General features: G+C 46.1%; 18 protein-coding genes. 16 read left to right on the plus strand and 2 right to left on the minus strand.

All coding sequences use genetic code 11. The annotated features are described in order from the left end of the window. Positions 1-8 precede the first annotated feature (8 nt). The 16 genes from AACY82_RS07730 to cysQ all read left to right on the plus strand — a co-directional run bounded on the left by AACY82_RS07730 (position 9) and on the right by cysQ (position 20,072). Positions 9-953 carry a hypothetical protein gene (locus AACY82_RS07730; RefSeq protein WP_339616213.1) on the plus strand — a complete coding sequence of 315 codons (945 nt, stop codon included), beginning with the start codon at positions 9-11 and terminating at the stop codon, positions 951-953. A gap of 100 nt (positions 954-1,053) precedes the next feature. Then, positions 1,054-2,214, plus strand: coding sequence for an NAD-dependent epimerase/dehydratase family protein (locus AACY82_RS07735; protein WP_339616214.1), 1,161 nt, complete (start codon positions 1,054-1,056; stop codon positions 2,212-2,214). Positions 2,215-2,316: 102 nt separating this feature from the next. Further along, a complete protein-coding gene (locus AACY82_RS07740; protein ID WP_339616215.1) occupies positions 2,317-3,255 on the plus strand; it encodes an NAD-dependent epimerase/dehydratase family protein in 939 nt (312 codons plus the stop codon). Between the two features lie 2 nt (positions 3,256-3,257). Continuing rightward, complete coding sequence (locus tag AACY82_RS07745; RefSeq protein WP_339616216.1) at positions 3,258-4,175, plus strand: hypothetical protein; 918 nt, start codon at positions 3,258-3,260, stop codon at positions 4,173-4,175. Positions 4,176-4,213: 38 nt separating this feature from the next. Beyond that, positions 4,214-6,496, plus strand: a complete 2,283-nt coding sequence (locus AACY82_RS07750; protein ID WP_339616217.1) for a glycosyltransferase — start codon at positions 4,214-4,216, stop codon at positions 6,494-6,496. Positions 6,497-6,551: 55 nt separating this feature from the next. Beyond that, positions 6,552-7,430, plus strand: coding sequence for a sulfotransferase domain-containing protein (locus AACY82_RS07755; RefSeq protein ID WP_339616218.1), 879 nt, complete (start codon positions 6,552-6,554; stop codon positions 7,428-7,430). A 45-nt stretch (positions 7,431-7,475) separates the two neighbouring features. Continuing rightward, entirely contained in the window at positions 7,476-9,470 is a 1,995-nt protein-coding gene (locus tag AACY82_RS07760; RefSeq protein ID WP_339616219.1) for a GSCFA domain-containing protein, read from the plus strand. 46 nt (positions 9,471-9,516) lie between these two features. After that, positions 9,517-10,632, plus strand: a complete 1,116-nt coding sequence (gene gmd, locus AACY82_RS07765; RefSeq protein ID WP_339616220.1) for a GDP-mannose 4,6-dehydratase — start codon at positions 9,517-9,519, stop codon at positions 10,630-10,632. 9 nt (positions 10,633-10,641) lie between these two features. Continuing rightward, positions 10,642-11,541, plus strand: a complete 900-nt coding sequence (locus AACY82_RS07770; RefSeq protein WP_339616221.1) for a DUF1698 domain-containing protein — start codon at positions 10,642-10,644, stop codon at positions 11,539-11,541. A 25-nt stretch (positions 11,542-11,566) separates the two neighbouring features. Further along, the gene (locus tag AACY82_RS07775) at positions 11,567-12,526 is read left to right on the plus strand and encodes a GDP-L-fucose synthase (protein ID WP_339616222.1); all 960 of its coding nucleotides are present in this window, start codon (positions 11,567-11,569) and stop codon (positions 12,524-12,526) included. A 2-nt stretch (positions 12,527-12,528) separates the two neighbouring features. After that, the gene (locus AACY82_RS07780; RefSeq protein ID WP_339616223.1) at positions 12,529-12,990 is read left to right on the plus strand and encodes a GDP-mannose mannosyl hydrolase; all 462 of its coding nucleotides are present in this window, start codon (positions 12,529-12,531) and stop codon (positions 12,988-12,990) included. A 145-nt stretch (positions 12,991-13,135) separates the two neighbouring features. Continuing rightward, complete coding sequence (locus tag AACY82_RS07785; protein ID WP_339616224.1) at positions 13,136-14,878, plus strand: hypothetical protein; 1,743 nt, start codon at positions 13,136-13,138, stop codon at positions 14,876-14,878. A 72-nt stretch (positions 14,879-14,950) separates the two neighbouring features. Beyond that, the gene (locus tag AACY82_RS07790) at positions 14,951-16,846 is read left to right on the plus strand and encodes an acyltransferase family protein (RefSeq protein WP_339616225.1); all 1,896 of its coding nucleotides are present in this window, start codon (positions 14,951-14,953) and stop codon (positions 16,844-16,846) included. Positions 16,847-17,102: 256 nt separating this feature from the next. Then, positions 17,103-18,506 (plus strand): mannose-1-phosphate guanylyltransferase/mannose-6-phosphate isomerase, encoded by a 1,404-nt coding sequence (locus AACY82_RS07795; RefSeq protein WP_339616226.1) that lies wholly within the window; start codon positions 17,103-17,105, stop codon positions 18,504-18,506. 99 nt (positions 18,507-18,605) lie between these two features. Further along, positions 18,606-19,226, plus strand: coding sequence for an adenylyl-sulfate kinase (cysC, locus tag AACY82_RS07800; RefSeq protein ID WP_339616227.1), 621 nt, complete (start codon positions 18,606-18,608; stop codon positions 19,224-19,226). Between the two features lie 54 nt (positions 19,227-19,280). Then, positions 19,281-20,072, plus strand: coding sequence for a 3'(2'),5'-bisphosphate nucleotidase CysQ (cysQ, locus tag AACY82_RS07805; protein WP_339616228.1), 792 nt, complete (start codon positions 19,281-19,283; stop codon positions 20,070-20,072). Positions 20,073-20,235: 163 nt separating this feature from the next. Here cysQ and AACY82_RS07810 read toward each other — a convergent pair whose 3' ends face one another. Together AACY82_RS07810 and rapA are read right to left on the minus strand one after the other, a co-directional pair. After that, positions 20,236-20,523 (minus strand): hypothetical protein, encoded by a 288-nt coding sequence (locus AACY82_RS07810; protein WP_339616229.1) that lies wholly within the window; start codon positions 20,521-20,523, stop codon positions 20,236-20,238. Between the two features lie 122 nt (positions 20,524-20,645). Further along, positions 20,646-23,600 carry an RNA polymerase-associated protein RapA gene (gene rapA / locus AACY82_RS07815; RefSeq protein WP_339616230.1) on the minus strand — a complete coding sequence of 985 codons (2,955 nt, stop codon included), beginning with the start codon at positions 23,598-23,600 and terminating at the stop codon, positions 20,646-20,648. Between the last annotated feature and the right edge of the window lie 171 nt (positions 23,601-23,771).

Below are 23,771 nucleotides of genomic sequence, written 5' to 3' on the forward strand. Positions count from 1 at the left end.
GCCGCATTATGACAACCCCTACCGGCCTAAAAACACTACAGCAAGAGCTACAACAAGCCCTTAGTCTTATTGACGACTATAGTGCGAATCAGGGCAATGCCAGTAGCACCCAGGTCGACACGGGAGGCTTAGGCAACGCCCGAAGCTTGCTAGAGCGCTGCGCCCTTGTAGTCAATGCCGATAAGGCAAACTCCAAGCCCACGCTACGGATTCTTCATCACTTTGCCTGCAGCGGCGGCACTCTGATTTCCAAGTGCCTTGCCGCACAACCTAATGTGTTCCTATTAAGTGAATTACACCCGACAACGCGATTAGGCATGAATATAAACAAAGCCGCCTACACCCCAAGAGACATCACCACACAAGCCATATACGGGCGAGTGCCTAATGTTGATGCACTCGCCGAAAAACTATTTGTAAACAACATCATAGAAACCGAAAAACACATACGGGAGCTTGGCGGTTACTTGGTGTTAAGAGCGCACACACACGCCGATTACTGTACCGACAAGCCAACGCCTCAAGTCGATACATTAACACGACTGCTAGAGCCTCACTTCAACATCAAGCAGCTGGTCACCATACGAAACCCTATCGACTCATTTATCTCATTAAAGGAGAATGGCTGGATACACTTTGCGCCTAGCAGTTTTGATGAATACTGTGGGCGGTTACTGAAATTCCTTAAGCCATTTCATGAAGGTAAGATCCTCAAATACGAGGATTTTGTTGAGAAGCCCGGCTCTGTATTAAGAGCAATGGCCGAAATGCTTAACCTAGATCAGGTATCGGATGATTTAGAGCATATAGATATTTTTAAAGTCAGCGGGGGCAGTGGTCGAAGCGGGAGTGATATTTATAAACGCCCAAGAAAAACACCGAGCGACGAGCTAACGGTTGAAATCGAAAAATCACAAAACCTTAAGACTTTAGCCAAACTCGGATTTACATAATCCCTTGACGGAGAGAGGCAGCTTTCAGCCGAAAGCTAAAACGGTTATAAACACACTAACAAGCATTTTAATAAATGAAATTTTAAACAAGGACCTCACAATGAAAGTATTAGTTTTAGGTGGTGACGGCTTCTGCGGTTGGCCCACTGCATTACATCTTTCAAATAAAGGCCATGATGTAGCAATTGTGGACAACCTATCAAGAAGAAAAATCGACATCGAACTAGAAGTGGAAAGCTTAACGCCAATACGCCCTATTGGAGAACGCCTTGTGGCTTGGAAAGAAGTTACCGGAAAAGACATCCCGTTTTACGACTTTACCATTGGTGAAAACTACCACCGGTTACTCACGCTACTAAAAGAATACAAACCGGATGCAGTTATTCACTTTGCGGAACAGCGTGCCGCTCCTTATTCAATGAAGTCGAGCTCACATAAGCGGTACACTGTAACAAATAACCTGAATGCAACTAACGATGTACTAGCCGCAATTGTGGAGTCAGAATTAGACATTCACCTAATCCACTTAGGGACTATGGGCGTATACGGCTATGGCACTGCTGGAATGAAAATACCCGAAGGGTATTTAAAAGTTAAGGTTGAAACACCCGCCGGCGAAGACGAGCAAGAAATATTGTATCCAACAAATCCTGGCTCAATCTACCACATGACCAAGAGCCAGGATCAAATCTTCTTTCATTTTTACAACAAAAATGATGAGGTCAGAATCACCGATCTTCATCAAGGTATTGTTTGGGGGACTCAGACAGAAGAAACTCGTAAAGACGAGCGACTAATTAACCGTTTTGATTATGACGGAGATTATGGAACCGTTCTCAACCGATTTGTGATGCAAGCGGCCATCGACTACCCATTAACAGTGCACGGAACCGGCGGACAAACACGAGCGTTTATTCATATCCAGGACACCTGCCACTGTATCGAATTGGCACTAACTAACCCACCAAAAAAAGGTGAAAGAGTCAACATTCTAAACCAGATGACAGAGACTCACCGGTTACGCGATCTTGCCCAAAAGCTCAAGGATTTAATGGGCGCCGAAATTGCCTATGTAAAAAACCCACGCAAAGAAGCGGAAGAAAACGACTTACATGTAGCCAATGATCGCTTCCTAGGCCTTGGCTTAACCCCTATAACCCTTTCAGACGGACTGATCGAAGAGGTACAAGAAATCGCCAAGAAATTCGCAAGCCGCTGCGACAAAAGCAAGATTCCCGCAGCCTCACTATGGAACAAGTGATTAAGTACAAGAACAAAACATTATTCTAAAGATTATTGCATTTGTTTCCTTTAATTTAATTAATTGGCAAACATATAAAACATTGATTTAGGGAGAGGCATTTTGACAAAGATACTACTAACTGGCGGCTGTGGCTTTATCGGCTCCAACCTTGCCCCTATGCTAATTCAACACGGATGTGATGTTACGATTTTTGACAACTTTTCAAAAGGCGATGTTTCCTATCTTCCAGAAAGAGAGAAGTTTAAAATAATTGAGGCAGATATTGCAGATGAAGACGCTGTCTATAATGCAGCAAAAGGGGTGGATGCAATAATCCACTTAGCGGCTTTAGGTTCTGTTGTTGAATCAGTGGCCAACCCTGAGGAAAACTTTGCCAGTAACGCAGAAGGCACCTTTAACGTGTTAAACGCGGCTCGACGAGCACGAATAAAAAGATTTGTTTTTGCTTCTACTGGCGGAGCAATTATGGGGAACGCAACCCCCCCCGTAAATGAACTCTCCCTACCCAAACCTATTTCGCCATACGGAGCAAGCAAAATGGCAGGAGAAGGTTATTGTTCAGCTTTTTCCGCTGCGTACGGTATGAACATTACAGCACTTCGCTTCGCAAATGTAATTGGCCCAATTAGCGCGCACAAAAAAGGAGCAATAACCGTATTCATTCGGGCCTTAATGAACAACGCGCCCCTTACTATTTTTGGCGACGGAAAAGCCACAAGGGATTTTTTATTCGTGAGTGACTTATGCAAAGGCATTCTATTGGCACTACAGAAAAACAAGCCTGGATTTAATGTCTTTCATTTAGCCTCAGGAGAAGAAGTATCAGTAGAGCAATTAGCCCGAACAATCTGCAAAATTGCCGGGAAGCCAGAGCATGAAATTAAATTTGAAAATAAACGTAAAGGCGAAGTCGAACGCAACTTTGCCGACTACACAAAGGCAAAGGAAGTTTTAGGTTTTTCACCATCAGTCAAATTAAACGATGCTCTAAAAATAACCTGGGACTGGTTTCTCGAAAATGAAGGGCCAGGCACATAAAAATGCTATTAAATGCTATTGCTATACCTGTCATCCGCCAAGAGATGAGCTCACTCCAGGAATGGATAAAAGATTGTCCAACTCCAGGGATGAACGTGTGCATCTATTTATCAATAGACGACCAATGGCAAGATAGTGAGAAAAGTGAACTATTAAAGATTCATGAGGCCAGCCAAGTTAGAGACTGCCCCCTACAGTTTATAGACTGTGAAATCGAAGCTTCACAGTCTTTTTATGAAAAAGACAAATCTATAGAAGGGTTTAATACTAATCGTTACCCCTATGGAAAAAAATCAGGCCCCAATATTCAGTTCTTCAGGACATTACGCAAAATTTTCTCAATACAACCCTGCACATCAGGCCTTCTATTATTAGAAACAGATGCCCACCCAATTCTACAAAACTGGGTCTTTGAACTAAATCAGCGAACCCAGTGGTTTGGTAACAATGTGTATATAGCCGGGTCACGGCCAGTAATAGCAGAGACAATAGGTCCTATAAAAAACCACATCAATGGTAACGCTCTATACAATCTAGGAAATAAAAATTTTCCCAATTTTTTAGAGTTTTGGGAAGAAATGCTAACCGAATCAATCAAGCTGAACCCAGACCTCGCCTATGACGTAGCCATAGAATGGTCCTATCATACATCTAGATCCTCAAAGTCAAACGTTTTTTTGAAAAGGCTGTGGGCAAACAGATCTGCATATAAATACAGGAGAGGCTGCATTGACATATCAAGCTACATTCTAAACGTCAGCGGCCATAGTGATATAGAGCGCGCAAAAATACAAATTAAAAACCACTTGAAGCAGAATAGTAGCACGGTAATTTTACACGGAAAGTACCAAAACCAAAGTGGTGAAGATATTATATTGCAACTTAAACGAACTATATTAAAAAATCAGCTATCTCCTTGAAATCGAAGGCAGCCGCCCCCCCCCCAGAGGAAGAGAAATTGAGCAAACTTCAAACAGCTATATCTAATGACGACCTCGCCATCATTAATCATAAGATTTGTGGAACTTGCCTAACTATAAATAGAAAATCTAAATATTTTGCCGACGGTGGGTTACGAACCGAGGGCTCTTTTAAGAAAAGTGACAAACAAAACCCTTTGGTATCAATTATAACCGTATGCATGAATTCAGCTTCTACTATAGAAAAATGCATAAATTCAGTGCTATCGCAAGCCTATAATAACATTGAATACATTGTCGTCGACGGATGGTCTAAAGATGGAACACTAAAAATCATAAAAAAATTTAAAAAAAGAATTGATTACTTCGTTTCAGAACCAGACTCCGGCCTTTATTGCGCGATGAACAAAGGGCTCTCGCTAGCGAACGGGGACTATATCCTACTGCTCAACTCCGATGACTGGTACACAGAAAATTGTGTACAGACGCTGATTGACACGCAGAAAGAAAAGCAGGTAGATATTGTATCAGCTCTTGCCGATTATGTGGATGGTAACGAGAGCCACCAGTTCACAACTCAACCTATCCCTCTCGACAAAACAACTCATATTCGCAACCCGTTAAGACATGAGACCATGCTTGTACCTGCCTGGGTATATAACAAATTTGGTCCCTATGATGAAAGCTATCGAGTGATAGCTGACTTTCATTTTATTATTAAATTGCATGAGGCAGGCATAAAGCATTACACATTGGACAAGCCACTAATGGGTTTCAGAAATACGGGCGTATCCAGTACAGACATGTCGGCTCTATTTAAGGAAAGAATGCGAATCCTTAAGGAGCAGTTCCCTTATGTTAATGACAGTGACATAGATATTTTGTGCAACCTTGCAGAGCTAAAGCAGTCAGACGTTGAGGGAATACTTCGCAGAAATCGTATGTATCATAAGTTTCACGCCGCTCTTCTCGCCTTTGCTAGAGGAAGGTGGAGATTTGATGATGGCTTTTTAGACAATCACAACACAGACAGTTTTAAAAAAGACTACTTACGAATAGAAACATTTACCACCAATGCCGGTGGGGGTGCAGGGATAGGATCACAGAGGAGAATAGAGGCTTTATCAACCATCGGCATTGATGTGGGTCTAAACGCACTGTTTGCCAGCAACTCTTCGGTAACGTTTAACAAATTAACTCGAAGCAGAGATAATGGCCGAGAGATTCAGCCTATCGAGTTAGTGTCGAATAACTGCTTTGTTATTCGAAAGAACACACCTGGATTCAATGCCGAAGAAATGTTTTCCAGCCACCAAAGTGTGCTTCGAATGGCAGACATAAGCCTAGAAATTAACCGGGCGGATGTACTTCACTTCCATTGGATGAGCGGCATTCTCGACTATGAAAACTTCGATTTAATAGCCAACAAACCAATAGTATGGACTCTCGCGGATATGGCGGCCTTTACTGGAGGCTGCCACTACTCTGAGGGCTGCGAAGGTTATAAGAAAGACTGTAGCAACTGTGACCTTGTAGGCCCCAACAAAGAGATTGTAAATAAAACATGGGAAACCAAGAAGCGGGCTTACGAGAAACTTAACAATCTTACAATTATATGCCCCTCACAATGGCTAGCTGATAGAGCGGCCGAGAGTACGCTATTAAAGCAATTCCCGATTAAAATGATCCCCAACCCAGTGCCTCTATCACGTTTTTTCCCGACAAATAAAATAGTGGCGAGGATTAAGCTAGGACTAGACCTTAACAAGCGGTATATATTATTCGGGGCAGACAACCTAACGAGTAAGCGAAAAGGCGGCGCGCAACTTGCGGAAGCGCTTAAAATACTACAGAGTAAGAAAGCTAAAAATATAGAAATTCTTACTTTTGGTGAAGACAAAATCGACCTTCCATTTCCCCAAGTAAAAATGGGCTACTGCTCAGACGACGATAAAATGAGACTAATCTATTCTGCGGCAGACGTATTTGCTTTTCCATCAAAAGAGGACAACTCCCCCCTTACCGTAAGTGAAGCCATGGCTTGCGGCACCGTTGTGGTTTCATTTCCTGTTGGCAACATTCCCGAATTGGTTCAACACAAAAATAACGGCTACATTGCAAAGACTGGAGATATTGAAGATTTCTCAACAGGATTGGAATGGCACCTAGAAGGGTCAGCTATCGAGAAAGTGAAACGTTCCCTATCAGCAACTTCCTCACTAAGAAAAAATAACGACCCCCTCAAATCCGCACATGAACATGCCAAACTTTATTCTGAAGTTACACGCCCGGATCATAATAATTTAAGAGCACCCAAGTAGGGATTAGAAAAAATTTTCACATAGCTTTAATTTGAGATTAAAAAGGGGACCTCACATGAATGACCAACAAGAAAATAAAAAAGTTGTATGGCTAGCTTCATACCCTAAGTCGGGTGCCACCTGGACTCAAGGTATTATTCGGCGAGCAGGAATTCATTACGGAGTACCGCAAGGCGACTTTGATGTATACAAGCTAATCAAATCAGGAGGAAATCCACCCACGAGCAAAACCATAAAGTCAGAAATAATAGAAGAAAGATGCGCAATACTAAAAACGCATCGCGCATGGAACGGCGAAAGAATATTGCACAGCGAAATACCTTTTGAAATGGCCGCTTTTGTCCACATCATAAGAAATCCTCTTGACATGCTACTATCATATATAAACTTTACAAGGATTCAATACAAAAATCAGCCAACAAATAGTCGTTTTCAACGTAAACTATTCATGGAGTTTATGGGGTTCGAGAAACCCCTTACACTTGATGTCTGGCTAGACATGGATTTAGAGAACATCCCAAAAAAGAACCTTGACTGCGCCCTTAAAAACTTCACAAAAAACAACTTGCAAGTTCCGAGTTTGAACCTAGTGGGTGGCAACTGGCTTGAGTTTAATCTATCTTGGATGAAAGCTGCAAAAAAATTCCCCTCAGTGATGATTCGCTATGAAGATTGTATTCACTCGCCATCCGCCTACTCGGCCCTTACAGAAATTTTTAAATTTTCAGAAGAAAATATTCTTGACGCAGCTAAATACATAGAAAAAGCAAGAAAGGAAAAGTCCAGCGACCAGGATAAACAAGTTTTTTATAACAAGATGTCTTCTTACTACTATCTAGACTTCTTTTCATCTGATTTTATTGGTAATTTCCTTCAAAAATACCAAAAAGAGATCGAACTTCTTGGGTATCCAGACCTTCCAACTACCAAATAGAACACCTACTATCGCAAAGATGGAAGTGAATATAGCGAGGTTAGCATGGATATATTTTTAGTGGGCAACTGTCAGCTCGGTGTAGCATCAAAAGCTCTTCAAGCACTATGCCCAACCTCCAATATTAATTACATTACTACAAATGACTTTCTTAAAGATAAAAATATTCAAGAAACCTTTAAATCAAATATTAAACCAAATGACTATTTAATTTATTCACCGGCCGCTCAAATAAGTAAAATACTCGAGAATGACTCAACCATCAATAAATTCATCTTTCCAACGATCACAAATTCAACAGAGATGCAGGATTGCATATATGTTGGAAAAAATCGTGAAATTCGTTCAGGAATTGGGATTTATCATTCCTTTATCATATTGTGCTCATATATTACTGGACTCACAGAGAACCAAGCCTTATCAATGTTCAACCCTAGAATTTATCAAAAACTTGGATATTTTCAACTTCTAAAAACAGGCTCGGATCAATTTCTTTCCATCATGACTCAATTTGGTTTGACAAGTAATGCGGTGAATAACTTAGCCTTCAACAATAACCTAATGCACACCGTAAACCACCCTAGACTCATTTTAATTGAAGCTGTAGTTAAATCTTTACTTAAAAAGCTAAAAATCCCCCATCACGATATTGATGTATGTAACTACATGAGTGACCCTTTACTGGAGTATTCGTCGTTTCCGACTTTAATCGACACAAAATCAGGCAAAGCCATTGATCCCACTACTCTATTTTTCAAAAAAGACGGAAAAAGCTTTTCTCCGAAAATAGTCACCCTAAATGAATTTATTTCACTATCTTATCAATCATATAGAAACCATGACTGCGACGAACTAACGACCGACAGACTCAGCAATGGCCGTATAGATGATTACAGAAAAATATTTACGGAAGAATTAGCCACCATCGATAAAGCTGAAAGAAGCCACAACCCTTACAAAAGTTTACCCAATCACTGCTTCTGGAGGCGATCTATCAGCAGAGTTTCTCCTCAAGAGGTAGACCCGGTTATCGAAGGTTCAATAAAGCTAAAAAGCAGTGACAAAGTCGCCACTGCTGGATCGTGCTTCGCTCAACACATTTCGAACAGACTACAAAGAAATGGCTTTAGCCACCTTATAACAGAACAAGCTCCTTCCGGCGCAAAAGGAGATAGTTCAAGTCGGAAAGGGTTTGGAAATTTTTCGGCTCGTTACGGCAACGTATACACTGCTCGACAGTTATTACAGCTATTTGATCGAGCCTTCGGTAATTTTATACCAACCATCAATCATTGGATGCGTGAAGACGGTGTATTCGTCGATCCATTTAGGCCACAAGTTGAACCAAGCGGATTTTCCAGCAAAGAAAATCTAGAAGAGGAACGAAAAAAGCACCTTAAAGCAGTAAAAATAATGTTTGAAGAGCTAGATGTATTTGTATTTACTCTAGGTCTTACTGAGTGCTGGGAGTCAATTAGTGATGGTAGTATTTTACCACTCGCTCCGGGTGTTGCAGGTGGTGAAATGAACTCAGAGATGTATGCCTTCCGGAACTTCTCCAAACAAGAGGTTCAAGAAGACTTAGCATCATTTATTGAAAAACTTAAATGCATTAACCCTAGTGCAAAAATTATATTAACTGTCTCACCAGTACCATTGGTAGCAACGTATGAAAAAAGACATGTTTTAGTGTCTAATACGGTTAGCAAATCAGTACTTCGCGTTGTGGCCGAAGAAATATCTAACGCTTATAATAATGTTCATTATTTCCCATCGTTTGAAATTATCACCGGCAACTTCAACAAAGGGCGTTATTTTAAAGAAGATTTACGTGAAATAGATGAAAGTGGTGTCGATCATGTGATGCGGCTATTCATGCAACACTATACTTCGTTGGCAGAGCAGGCCACGACACCTAAAAACCGAGAAGATTTACTTGAAAAGGCTAATTTCAATAACGAAGAGGCTGAAAATATCCTTCAAGAAATGAACAATTTATCGGAGGTTTTCTGTGATGAAGAGGCGCTCGACGACCAATAATATACCATTGGCATCTATTTTTGGTTAATACTGAAAAGAGTACACTATGAAAAAAGCACTAATCACCGGCATTACCGGTCAAGACGGCTCTTATTTAGCGGAGCTTTTATTAGAAAAGGGATATCAGGTTCACGGTATTAAGCGCCGTGGCTCGCTGTTTAATACTCAGCGAGTTGACCATATTTATGAAGACCCACATGTTGACAACCAGAATTTTGTGCTGCATTACGGGGATTTATCAGACTCCACCAACCTGATTCGCATTATTCAAGAAGTGCAGCCAGATGAGGTTTATAACCTGGGGGCACAGTCGCATGTGGCTGTCTCATTTGAATCGCCTGAATATACCGCCGATGTGGATGCATTAGGTACGCTTCGCTTACTGGAAGCCATTCGTATTTGTGGACTGGAAAAAAAGACCAAGTTTTACCAGGCATCTACCTCTGAGCTTTTTGGTGAGGTGCAGGAAACTCCGCAAAAAGAAACCACGCCCTTTTACCCACGCTCGCCCTATGCCGCAGCCAAGCTGTACGCTTATTGGATTACCATAAACTACCGTGAATCTTATGGCATGTATGCCTGTAACGGTATTTTGTTTAACCACGAGTCACCCCGCCGAGGGGAGACTTTTGTCACACGAAAAATTACGCGCGGCTTGGCCAATATTGCGCAAGGCTTAGAGGGTTGCCTGTACATGGGCAATATGGATGCGCTGCGCGATTGGGGCCACGCTAAAGATTACGTGCGTATGCAATGGATGATGCTGCAGCAGGATGAACCTATGGACTACGTCATCGCCACAGGCGTGCAATACTCGGTGCGGCAGTTTATTGAGTGGTCGGCCGCTGAACTGGGCATTACCCTTTACTTTGAAGGCGAAGGCGTCGATGAGGTGGGCATTGTAAAAGCGGTTGAAGGTGATAATGCACCGAACGTACAGGCTGGGGATGTGATTGTAAAGGTTGACCCACGCTATTTCCGCCCAGCGGAGGTTGAAACTTTGCTAGGCGATCCTTCCAAGGCAAAAAACGAACTTGGCTGGGTGCCAGAAATCACCACTCAAGAGATGTGCGCCGAGATGGTCGCACACGACTTAGAGGAGGCAAAGCGCCAAGCTTTACTGAAAAATCATGGTTACAGTGTACCTGTTGCCAGGGAGTAAGATAAGGCTATGACTACTGATGACTTAAGGTCGTGTTTAAAGGATGCTTTCTCGCGTTTTACGGTTAAAAACTTGCAGAATCTTGATGCCGCTAGGTTTCAAAAGAATTTAGAAGGCCGCCTTGGAGCGATAGATCCCGAAATCGAGGGTTATAGCCCTGAAGAAATAGATAGACAACGAGATTTATCCATAAAATTTCATTGGGGGCATAATCACGATTTTGGTTCTTTCTCGTTTGAGGGGCGAATGGGAGACAGACATTTTCAATTGATGGAAAAGTTTGTGTCTCTTTTTCCGGTATCTCTTCAAAGCTTTAAAGGTCAACGTATTCTGGATGTGGGTTGCTGGACGGGCGGCACGACTTTGTTGCTTTGCGCGCTAGAAGCGCGACAAGTTGTTGCCAATGAGGAGGTTGTTAAGTATGCCGATGTCGTACAGTATCTAGCAGATTCGTTTGGGTTAAAAGATACCGTATCGGTCGAAACGACGTCGCTCTATGACTTAGACGAGTCCGTCCATTACCAGCGTTATGATCGGGTATATTTTCCTGGTGTTATTTACCACTTGTCCGACCCTGTTTTGGCCTTTCGGATACTCTTTAACTCACTGAATATCGAGGGTGACATACTGGTCGAGTCCGCTGGCATCAATAGCGAAGAGCCTATATGTCGCTTTGAAGGAAACTATATTTACCACAATGATGGATCGAGCCGAGAAGAGCTAAATCGCGGTGGTTGGAATTACTTTCTGCCCTCGCCCTCTGCCCTTAAGCGCATGATGCAAGAGGTAGGCTTTGTTGAAGTTGAGGCTGTTTGGGATGTCGACACAAAGCGGGTTTTTGCTTACGGAAAGAAAACGCAACAAGTAGCCACTTGTAAAGCGGGTCTGTCTCGTCCATCAGTGCGGTAAATCATTAAAATTTGGGTATGCAATTATGCGTAATGTGTATGTAGCTGGCCACCGCGGAATGGTAGGCTCAGCAGTTGTCAGACGACTTAACGATTGTGATGACGTAAAAGTCGTCGTCCAAACCTCATCTGAGCTCGATTTAACCAACCAGAGCGACGTTTCCCGCTTTTTTGCGTCGGAGAAGATTGACGAAGTCTATCTAGCAGCCGCCAAAGTCGGCGGTATTATGGCCAACAACGAATACCCGGCCGAGTTTATTTACCAAAACCTGATGATTGAGGCGAATATTATTCACTCGGCCCATTTGGCCGATGTACAGCAATTATTATTTTTAGGCTCGTCATGTATTTACCCCAAACTAGCCGAGCAACCCATGCGCGAAGATGCGTTGCTAACCGGTACGCTAGAGCCGACCAACGAGCCCTACGCTATTGCCAAAATCGCAGGCATTAAGCTCTGCGAAAGCTACAACCGCCAATACGGGCGCGATTATCGCTCGGTCATGCCGACCAACTTGTATGGTCCTAACGATAACTTCCACCCCGAGAACAGTCATGTCATTCCGGCCTTGTTGCGGCGCTTTCACGAGGCTAAAGCCCGTGGGGATGCGAGCGTAACAGCCTGGGGCACAGGCTCACCCATGCGCGAATTTTTACACGTGGATGATATGGCTGCGGCCAGCGTGTATGTTATGAACTTGCCAAATAACGCCTACCTACAACAAACCCAACCGATGCTAAGCCATATTAACGTAGGTACCGGTGTCGATTGCACCATTAAAGAGCTGACCGAAACCGTCGCTAAAGTTGTTGGTTTTGAAGGAGAGATCAAGTGGGACACCAGTAAACCCGATGGCACGCCGCGCAAGCTGATGGACGTATCGCGCCTGCGCAACCTCGGTTGGAGCTACTCTATCGGCTTAGAAGATGGCCTGCGCAATGCATATCATTGGTTTTTGCAAAACCAAGACAATTTTAGGGGCTAACGTTGTTTTTACCTAAGGCGGACTTCACCCAAGTCATCGCTAACACACCGCTAATCTCAATTGATTTTGTGGTTAAAAACCCACAAAATCAATTTCTTTTGGGCTGGCGCAACAATCGCCCGGCTAAAAACCATTGGTTTGTGCCGGGTGGGCGTATTCAAAAAAATGAGTGTTTAGAAAATGCTTTTTTGCGATTAACTCAAGTGGAGTTAGGTTTATCGATTGCCATGACAGAAGCACGCTGGAAAGGTCTGTATGAGCATTTTTACGATGACTTTGTCTTTACTGATGAATCGCCACAGGCGGTTTCCACCCATTATGTGGTTCTTGCATTTGACATTGAGATTTACCAAGCGATTGAGTCTTTGCCCAGCCTGCAACATGCTAATTACCAATGGATGTATAAACACGAAATCTTGACAAATGCGCAAGTACATAATCACAGTAAAGCTTATTTTAAATAATGCTTGTTTACTTTCCCATGATAGCAAGTGACCACCATACTGACTGCAAGTATGGTTTGTTCAAACTCCTCTCGGCGTATAGTTTAAAGCCCAAAAAGGGCTTACAATAAGCAGTTTTTACGCCGCTGAGGCTAGGAGAGTAGCGTTGTTTGATACCGTTTTTGCCAGTTTTCGTTGGCTTGGGTCTCTGGGAGCTAAGTTCTTTCGGGTCGCACCGGGTCCTACGCTGTTTGTGATTCCGGCCACGCTGGTCTCACAGGTGTCTATGCTGCTTGCGTCTCTCTTACCCCTTAAGGTGTTAATTCTTATCGGGTCTGATGGTGTTCCACGTTATTTGTCGCAAGACTTTATCCAATTAGATCGCGACACCTTAATTATATCTCTGTGTATTGCGACGCCAGCTTTTTATCTGCTTCACCTAGCTAGCGAGAGATTGATTCACTGGGCGTCAAATCTTGGCGCCAAACGCCTTCTAGCACAAAGCAAGAAAATTGTTTTGTTTGAAAACCAAGATGATCTAGCCGCCTCTAGCTACCGCCGCTACGCGGGCGGTTTGGCAAATACCGTTTTTATTGCGTGTGTATGGGTCGCCCTTGGGTTTGTCTTTCCCTCTTTGTGCATACTAGTGATAAGTTACACCGTATTGTGTTTACTAGGCATTGGATTAGCTTACAAGGTCAATAGCACATTGCGCCAGCGTATTGAGGATAACCTAACCTCTTTGGTGCCTATTTTAACGGCAGTGGGCTTTTTAATGGCTTTCCTTCTGTTAGTCGTGGAGTTTTTATCCGGGGCGGCCCAGGGCTTTTTGTTTGCCATTATATCCGTGCTACTCGCACGACAGGCCTTTAACAGAAAAAAGCAACTAGTGGCGGCCATCATCGCTTTGTATACAAATCGCCGTAAATTAAACGCTTTGTTTTTTAAAGGCCACGCCCTCACGCAAGCTGACGATCAACAAATGGAGTTTTGGACACTGTTTGCGCCGCAGGCCCGAGAGGGCTGGCTGCGAGAGTTACTGATCGAGCAGCTCTCTATAACCCCAGAGCGGCTGCGTATAAACTGGCATCAAACCGGGGTGAATGACCTGGTGGCGCTAGAGATTGAAGCGCACGACTCTGAAGATACCCTATTGGGACGGTATTTGATCCGCCTGTACGGTAGAACCCCCTCACTCCTAGCCAGCCATGAAGCAACACTACTATTGGACGACACCAGCGAGCATTTGCCCGCCTTGCCTTTGCTTGCTACCGGGCAGGTAGGAAAGTGGCATTGTCACATTTTATCGCTGCCTAGCGGATTCGTAAGTGTTAATCCGATAAAACATTTAAAGCACTACCTTACCGCGCTGTGGGAATATACACCACCAGAGGATTTGGCTGCCCGCTATGCTCGTTCGCATCCAATGTTATGGCAGCGCTTAGATGCATCCGTAATCGAGCGCTTATATATGGCTGCTGGCAATGACGACAGGCCTCTAGTGCGTGAACTAGAAGAGCGCTTACCCACCATGTTGGCGACACTTAAAACTTTACCTTTGGTAGTGGTGAACCCCAGTATTACTGTAAATACATTACTGCAAAACGCCGAAGGTGAACTGCGGGTAACTTACTGGGGCAACTGGAGACTAGAACCGCTAGGTATTGGTTGGCCGCTCGGTAAGGAGAGTTTGGCAGACCTACCCCACGGACTGCAGCGAGCGGCGGAGCAACGCCCAGAATTAAAGTCGGTTGATGCACCAGCGGTGGCATTGGCAGCGTTGCTGTTTAAGTTTGATGAGATGTGCAACAAACAGCTCTACCAGGATGCTCTGGCACTGATTCCACAGTTGCTGGAGGCCGGTTGCTCAAAATCGGCCTTGAACGCATCAAGCCAAATTGATGTGTAGCGTCCTTTGATACCCTAAGTCTGTTTAAATCAAACAACGACAACAAAACCTATACATAATGAGTTTGTACAAGTGAAGCTAGCCTATAGACCAGAAATCGATGGACTGAGAACAATTGCGGTATTGGCCGTCATCGCCTACCACCTTGAGGTGGTGTTAGGTGGTAGGCAGTTATTAAAGGGGGGCTTTTTAGGCGTTGATATCTTTTTTGTGATTTCGGGCTTTTTGATTACTTCTATCATTATGTCGGAATATCACAGCCCACAGGGCTTTTCTTTGGGGAACTTTTATGAAAGGCGGGCTAGAAGGCTTCTGCCCGCGCTATTCACGGTTATTTTGTTCTCTTTTCCTGTGGCTTGGTACCTTTTACTTCCCTCACAGCTTGAAGATTTTGCCAAATCTGTACTTAGTACATTGGCATTTGGCTCTAACTTTTATTGGCACATAGGCCTGCAAGAATATGGTGCCGAGTCGGCACAGCTAAAACCATTGCTTCACACCTGGACATTAGCCATTGAAGAGCAGTACTACATATTTTTTCCATTAATATTACTGACAATATATAAATGGTGTAAATCGCATACAGTAACAATTTTGCTAGCCTTGCTGTTGCTCAGCCTGCAATTCGCAGTGTACATCACGCCTATTGATCACTCATTCTCTTTCTATATGTTGCCAACCCGGTTTTGGGAGCTTTTAACGGGAAGCCTACTAGCCAATATTCTGTATTATCACCCAAAAGCAAAAAACGACACCCTGCTCAAAAAAGCAATGCCATTTATTGGCTTGTTTCTTATCATCCATTCACTATTTTTTGTTGATTTTGAATCAAACCACCCAGGCTTTATTACCCTGTTACCGGTTCTCGGTACGGTCCTTATTATATGGTTTGGCAATAGAGATGAGCTATTTACAAAGGTACTGTCTAGTAAGTTATTTGTTGGCATTGGATTAATTTCTTACTCACTATACCTTTGGCATTATCCAATATTTGCGTTTGGCCGTATTATTGAGGCAACACCCACATGGCAAAATAAAGCGCTATGGCTACTGCTTACTTTTGCTTTTTCGCTGGCGTCTTACGTGTTAGTCGAACAACCATTCAGAAACAAAAGGATGATAAAAATCAAACCATTTCTATTAACTTCCGCTTTTATGACGGCATTTATCTCGCTAACAGCTTTTAGCATGATGGAGACTGGTAAAGCTCAGGAAATTGACATAAAAGCTGAAATGCACAAAAGGTTGATATGGGGTGACGGTTTTGAAGTATGCCAACCAATAAGAGAGACCGATACGCTGGATCACAGAGGTTGTAATACATCGGCAGACAAAAAGAACATACTAATCGTTGGAGACAGCATGGCGCCAGATGCCACGCGAATAGTGGGAAATGCCTTCCCCAACTTTAGATATATTATTAGCAATTGCGGTGGTTGCGCCCCTATGACACCCAAACAAGCTGCCGAAACAAGACACCCCGAACGATTTAAGAAGATAAGTAAAATCCGCTACTCAAAAGATGCGCTAAAAGGAATAGATGGCGTAATTATAATGACTTTAATGGCAGACCCAAGATACATAGAAGCGTATGTAAAGCATCTAAAAAATAACGGAATGTCAAACGTCATTATTTTGGGTAATTACATTAAAGTTAAAGACAAAGTGTCAGACTATTACCTAAAGCATAACAATCAAAAGAGCGTTGAAAAGCTCGTTAAAAACAACCTTTTTACTGCGGAAAAATTCATCAATTACGATACGTTAATGGTGTCGATAGCTAAAAAATACTCTATTGACTTTGTCAGCATAAAAAATGATGCCTGCTCGAACGATTCTGACTGCCCAATATTTATTGCCGATAAACCCTTTAGTTGGGATAAACATCATTATAGTGTGGAGTTTTCTAGGCATCTATCCAAGGTAATGAAGGAGTCACTCTTCAATACTTGGCTAGGCTCACTTTGAGAAAGTGTTATTGACCACATGATATAGGTCTGACAAAAGCGATTTTTGTGCGAAAGTCTTTTTCGCAAAATACCACTGTTAAGCGCCAGATGCTGTAACCCGCTGAGGGATTAACCTCCAGAAGCTATAGGAGCAAGCCACGTCAAATTGACCTTAGCAGATCAAGTTAACTTGGCGAGAAGCCTTAGAATTAAGTGATGTTCACCTTTTTTAAAATTTATACAGCTAAAAAATTACTTAGCGAGGAAGCAGTTACATGATTTTTCCTGTAGTTCTGTCCGGAGGCTCTGGCAGCCGCCTCTGGCCAATGTCTAGGGAGTTGTATCCCAAACAGTTTTTACCTTTAGTGGGTGAATACACTTTGTTACAAGAAACGCTGCAGAGGTTAGACGGACTAAACCCCAGAACCTCTATTTTGGTCTGTAACGAGGAGCACCGCTTTTTAGCGGCCGAGCAGCTGCGCCAAATCGGCCAGCTCGATCATAATATTATTTTGGAGCCTGCGGGTAAAAATACCGCCCCCGCGATTGCGCTGGCGGCTTTTACTGCGCTGGAGTCAGACCCCGAAGCCGTTTTGTTGGTGTTGCCAGCCGATCATGTGATTAACGATGCCGACTCATTTCGCGACATCGTAAAAAAGGCCACAATTGCTGCGCAGCGAGGCGATTTGGTAACCTTTGGCGTGATTCCCAGCTACCCTGAAACAGGTTATGGCTATATTAGGGGTGACGCGGGTGGTGAGCTTGGCCAGACGGTTAAAAGTTTTGTCGAGAAACCAGATTTAGAGACCGCCAAGGCTTATTTAGCCAGTGGTGACTACTACTGGAACAGCGGTATGTTTTTGTTTCGGGCCGATCGCTACTTGGAGGAGCTGGCTCAGCACCGACCCGAGATATACCAAGCCTGCCAAGCGGCTTTTGCTAGCCCAGAAGAGGACCTGGATTTTATTCGAGTCAACAAAGAGGCATTTTATCTTTGCCCTTCTGAATCCATTGATTATGCCGTGATGGAGCATACCGATCGCGCGATTGTATTTCCTCTGGATGTCGGGTGGAGTGATGTAGGCTCTTGGTCGTCTATGGCCGACGTTGCCAAAAAGGACGACTCAGGCAACACCAGTAAGGGTGACGTGATTCAGCACAACAGCCGCGATACCTATGTGTTTGCTGAGAATGCGTTAGTCAGCACGGTGGGGCTGGATGGCATAGTGGTTGTGCAAACAAAAGATGCCTTATTGGTGGCCGCGAAAAACCAGGTTCAGGATGTTAAAGCCGTGGTGCAATCGTTAAAAGCCTCTGGGCGAACCGAGCATCGGTTGCACCGAGAGGCGTATCGGCCATGGGGTAAGTATGAGTCCATCGATAGTGGCGATCGGTATCAAGTAAAGCGTATTACGGTAAAGCCGGGAGAAAAGTTATCGGTGCAAATGCACCACCACCGCGCCGAGCACTGGATTGTCGTCTCTGGTACCGCCAAGGTCACTATCGATGACAACACCACCTTGGTTACAGAAAATCAATCTGTTTACATCCCCGTCGGGAGCGTTCACGCACTGGAAAACCCCGGTCAAATACCACTACAGCTTATTGAGGTTCAAAGCGGGGCTTACCTAGGAGAAGACGACATTGTGCGCTTCGAAGACAAGTATGGGCGTCATTAGCACAAGGCGAAAGCCCGTGCTTTTAGCAAAAATAACAACTCGAGTAAGGCTAACGTAATGACATGCACAATACATTAAACAACCTGAACGAGAAGCGGTATGAGTAAGCCAAACACCCCCTACCAACTCAAAGACATTACCCTACCCTCTAACGCGGTATGGCATCGGTGTACCGTCAGCAACGCTGCCCGCGCAGAGCTAATGGCTCAGCAGCCTCGATGCATTTGGCTTACCGGGCTATCTGGCTCGGGCAAAAGCACTATTGCCAATGCACTCGATGCGACGTTTCATACCAACGGTATCAAATCATTTCTGCTTAATGGCGATAATGTTCGGCACGGTTTAAACAAAGACTTGGGCATGACCGAAGCGGACCGTGCGGAGAACATCCGCCGAGTTGGCGAGATCGCCAAACTAATGACCGATGCCGGCCTCGTCGTTATTTGTGCTTTTATTTCACCGTTCAACAGAGATAGGCAAATGGTGCGCTCCATCTTTAACCACAATCAGTTTCTTGAGGTTCACCTAGAAACCCCATTGGCCGTGTGCGAAGAGCGTGCCCCTAAAGGGCTCTACAAAAAAGCCCGTGCAGGTGTAATCAAACAGTTTACTGGCGTTAGCGACCCTTATGAGGTGCCAGAAAACCCTGAGGTGGTGATCAATACCGCCGAGCTTTCTGTTGCCGATAGCGTAAAGCGTATTCTTGACGCTTTGGCTTAGTGCACCTCTAGAAATACAAAATTCTCCCTAGATAGGTTTATTTGCGAGCCATATATGTCACTGAATTATTCCGAACTGCTCACCAGCGTTGAGCGTATCGCCCTGCAAGCCGGCGATGCCATTATGGCCATTTACTCCCGCGAATTTTCGGTGGAGGAAAAAGAAGACAAAAGCCCGCTGACCGAGGCAGATCAAGCCGCCCACGATATCATTATGGGAGGCCTTACGGCGCTTCCCGAGGCTATCCCGGTGCTCTCTGAGGAGGATATCGAGGGTTTTGCCGGCACCGATGCCACCGGTCGCTACTGGCTGGTCGACCCACTGGATGGCACTAAGGAGTTTATCAAACGTAACGGCGAGTTCACCGTTAATATTGCCTTGATCGTAAACGGCAGGCCAGTGCTGGGAGTTGTGGTGGCGCCGGCGCTTGAGGTTAGCTATCTGGCTGCAGAGGGCGTGGGTGCCTTTAAGGTCAAGGATGGCAAGAAGGAGCCGATTCGAGTGGCCGGCAAACCCAACCAAGGCATTGCTTGGCGAGTCGTGGGCAGCCGCTCTCACCCAAGCCCAGACCTAGCTGAATGGTTAGAAAAACTGGGCGCCCACGATATGATGCCAATGGGCAGTTCGCTCAAGCTGTGCTTGGTGGCCGAGGGGGCCGCCGATGTCTACCCCCGGCTCGGCCCCACCTGCCTGTGGGATACCGGCGCGGCCCAGGCGGTGGTAGAGCAAGCCGGCGGCCGAGTAGAAACCACGGACGGCGAGCCGCTTTGCTATGCCACCCCGCATAACAAGCTGAACCCGTATTTTGTGGTGTGGGGCTGCCTTAGCAACCCTCAAATCCAGTGAAGCATTCACTATCTGACTCACGCAAAGTCGTTAATAAACAAGTAGCGGTAGGATGTTTGCCCGCCAGCGCCTAGCGACAGTGGGGCTAGGGGCGTAGCCCCAGCGCATAAATAAAATGCGCTGGGACTGGTTTTTATTTTACATAGAGACCACAGGTATCTGGTTAAAAGTCGTCGTACATCTGTATGTGATAACCGCCTTCAAGCGCTTCGCTTAAGGCTTTATCGGCCGCGACGACGCGCTTGTCCTCGAGCAATGAGGCTGGCACGCCTTTGCGCTTGCTGATGTTGATATCGGTAAAGCCGGCGCGCATCAAATAAATTTTGCACAACTGCTCTGCACCAAACAGATCGGTAAAATTAATGTAAACAATAAAAGGCACGGTTTTGCCGGCTTTTACGTCTTCATCAATGTCCTTGCGCGCGGTGGCGTCGGCGGAGAATATGTACATAGGTGCCTCAGTCATTAAGTGTGTAGCCGGAGTACGGATAACGGTTTATGGAGAACGAAAGTAAAAGACCAATACCCCATACTCCGTTCTTCGTTTCCCGTTTCCCGTTTCCCGTTTCCAATTTATACCGCCACAATCACCCGAACCGCATCGAGCTTGAGGCTCGCTTGCTCAAGGTGTGCAACGGTTTCGTCTAGCTGCTGTTGTAATTGCTCGATCTCGGTTTGGCGCACATTGGGGTTCACCTTAGCCAAGTCTTGCAGCCGGGTAATTTCGGCGCCCAACAATTGCCTGGCACTATCGAGGGCGGCATTAACCTGCACATCGCGCTCGGGGGCCATCATCTCTTCGGCGCTGTCGAGCAAGGTGGCAATTTGTGCGCGCGAATGTCGCACTAACTCTTGCGAGGTGGCGCGCGGTACTTTTTGCACCACTTTGGCCAGTTTATCGGGGCTGAGCACCGCCGCAAAATTTTTGCCGTTTACATCCAACAGCACTCGCATCACCGCGTCTTGTAAATAACGGGTTAATTGCAGCTGTGGCGGCGCTGGGCAATGTAAACAAAATACTGCCTCCACCATGAGCGTGCCGGGCTTTAACGGTGGTAGTTTTAAGGTGGCCACCGCCGTATTACCAAACTCAGTATCGAGGATTAACTCCATCGCGCCGCTTACCAGTGGATGCTCCCAGGTGGCAAAGCTAATGTCATCGCGCTCCAGCGCTTGCTGGCGATCAAAGGTAATGGTTAAGCCAGACTCGGGTAAGCCCGGAAACGGATCAACCCGCATATGTTCGCCCGGGTGCAGCACCCAGCTGTTTTCGCTGTGGCGCTCGTATTCGACATTAAAGCTGTCCAGCACACGCATTAAAAACTCGGGCAGAACCGCGCCCTCGTCTTGTTGCTGTAGCTGCTCGACTAATTGCGCTGCCACTTGTGGGCGACAGGAGTTTAGCTCAAGCAAACGATCGCGGCCCGCTTGCAACTCAGCATTGAGCGCCTGCGAGAAACTCGCCGTTTCATCGACTAAGGTGTTAAGCGCCTCACCGCTGTCCGTGCGCATGGCTTGTGTTAGCGCATCGCCAAAGCGGTTAAACGCGGCGTGGCCAATGGCGCAGGTATGGGTAAACGCGTTAATGCCCTCGTGGTACCAACGGGCCAGTTTTTCTTGTGCGGTTAACCCCTCGGGCGCGGTGTACAGGGGTACGTGCAGGTGGATCTCGCCAGCTTGCCCAATACGGTCTAAGCGGCCGATACGCTGCTCTAATAAATCGGGGTTAAGGGGTAAATCAAACAACACTAAATCTTGCGCGAATTGAAAGTTGCGCCCTTCACTGCCGATCTCAGAGGCGATCAGCACCTGGGCGCCGTCTTCCATATCGGCAAAATACGCCGCAGCGCGGTCGCGGGCAATTAGGTTCATGCTCTCGTGAAAAACCGCCGAGGCAACGCCCTGGCGCAGCCGCAAATACAACTCTAGCTCTTGCGCGGTATCGCCATCGGCGCAAATCACCAAGGTTTTTTGGCCGCGACGGGCTTTAACAAACTCTTTTAACCAGAGCACACGTGGGTCATGCAACCACCAATCGCCTTGGTCGGCCCAGTAGTACTCGGGGTGTAATTGCGTACTCAGCTCACGCTCGCCCAGGGCGCTGGCATCGGGCGCCGCTAACGCAATGGGGTGCTCGTGCAAGTGGCGGGTCGGAAAGCCCTTTACCGCGTGGCGCGTATTGCGCAGCAACACCCGGCCTGTGCCGTGACGGTCGAGCAATACCGTTACCAACTCATCAATGGCAGCGGCCAGCGATTGCTGCTGGGCCTTTTGTTTGGCGCTGGCAATGGCGTCGGCGTCCAGATACTCGGCGAGCGCCGTCCACTGCTGTGCAGGCAAGCTGCCGCTGGCGTCGGTGTCCTCGGGCCGCTCAGCCAGTATTTGCTCAACCAAGTCGCTTAACGGTTTATAGCTTTGTTGCTCGGCTATAAAGGTTTCAAAGTCGTAATAACGGCTGGGGTCTAACAGCCGCAGTCGGGCAAAGTGGCTCTCAAGCCCCAGCTGCTCGGGCGTGGCCGTTAACAGCAACAAACCTTTAGCGCGCTCGGCCAACTGCTCGATGGCCACATACTCGTCGCTGGCGTGGCTTGGGCTCCAGCTTAGGTGATGCGCCTCGTCCACCAGCAGCATGTCCCAGTCGGCCGCCAGTGCCTGCTTTAAGCGTTGCTCGTTGCCCGTTAAAAAATCTAACGAGCACAACACCAACTGCGCCGTCTCAAACGGGTTAACCTCGTCGTCTTCTTGCTCCAGACTGTCTAAAAACTGATCGTCGTCCATCTCAAAGTCGAGCATCTCATCGCCCGAACCATCCAGCGCCTGGCAGCGCTCTTCATCAAGTAAGGTAAACGACAGGTTAAAGCGGCGCAGCATCTCGACCAGCCACTGATGCAGCAAAGCTGGCGGCACCACCACCAAAGCGCGCTGGGTGCGCCCGGTAAGCAACTGGCGGTGCAAAATTAGGCCCGCCTCAATGGTTTTACCCAGGCCGACTTCATCGGCCAGCAATACCCGCGGGGCAAAGCGGCTGGCCACTTGCTCGGCAATATACATCTGGTGGGGCAACAGCGACACTTTAGGCCCGGCCAGGCCAAACACATCGCTGCTTTGAATCTGGTGTCGCAGGTTTTGACTGCGATAGCGCAAAGCAAAGTGGTTACTGCGGTCAACCTGCCCCGAGAACAAACGCTCGCGCGGCTTACTAAACTGCACAAAACTGTCGAGCTCAAACTCGGGAACGGCAATAACCTCGCCGTCGTCGCTTAGGGCTTGATACAACAAACAACCGCCCTGCTCGATCACTTGCTGCACCACCAGCCACTGCCCTGCTTGATGCTTAACGCGCTCGCCCTCGGCGTAGCGCACCCGGCTTAGGGGCGCCTCTTGCAGTGAATAAGTGCGACGTTGTTCGGCGGCGGGAAACCCGATATCCACCGTACCGCCACTGACTTGTAACACAACACCCAAACCCAGCTCGGGCTCAGTATCACTCACATAGCGTTGACCGACAGTAACTGCTGTTTGCGACACACTGACCTCAATATTGTTAAACGGGCGCGCATAATACTGTGACTCGCCCTATAACGAAACCTTAAACCGGTTACCAATGCCCTGCGCGATGCCCGCGAATTTGTTAAAATAGACGACACAGAGCGGCCACTGCCGGGTTAACCGAGACAGATTACACCACTAGAGCCGCCG

Source organism: uncultured Gilvimarinus sp. (assembly GCF_963972205.1).
GTDB classification, from domain to species: Bacteria; Pseudomonadota; Gammaproteobacteria; order Pseudomonadales; family Cellvibrionaceae; genus Gilvimarinus; species Gilvimarinus japonicus.